The organism is Salifodinibacter halophilus, from assembly GCA_012999515.1.
Taxonomy (GTDB): Bacteria; Pseudomonadota; Gammaproteobacteria; order Nevskiales; family Salinisphaeraceae; genus Salifodinibacter; species Salifodinibacter halophilus.
Genome location: JABEEB010000259.1, coordinates 1 through 271 on the forward strand (window position 1 = coordinate 1; position 271 = coordinate 271).

Annotated in this window: 1 protein-coding gene; it reads left to right on the forward strand. The window is 67.5% G+C overall.

All coding sequences use genetic code 11. The annotated features are described in order from the left end of the window. A partial coding sequence (locus tag HKX41_11565; protein NNC24770.1) for a polysaccharide biosynthesis protein occupies positions 1 to 271 on the forward strand: 271 nt, incomplete at both ends.

Genomic DNA, 271 nt, shown 5'->3' on the forward strand with positions numbered 1-271 from the left:
GACCCGGAAGTGACCCGCTTCTTCATGACCATCCCCGAAGCCTGCCAGCTGATCCTGCAGGCCTCGGCGATCGGCACCCATGAGGCGATCTACACCCTGGACATGGGCGAGCCGGTGCCGATCCGCCTGCTGGCCGAGCAGATGATCCGCCTGGCCGGCAAGCAGCCGGGACGCGACGTGGCCATCGTCTACACCGGCCTGCGCCCTGGCGAAAAGCTGCACGAGACCTTGTTCCACGCCGACGAGCGCTACCGCCCGACGGTGCATCCCA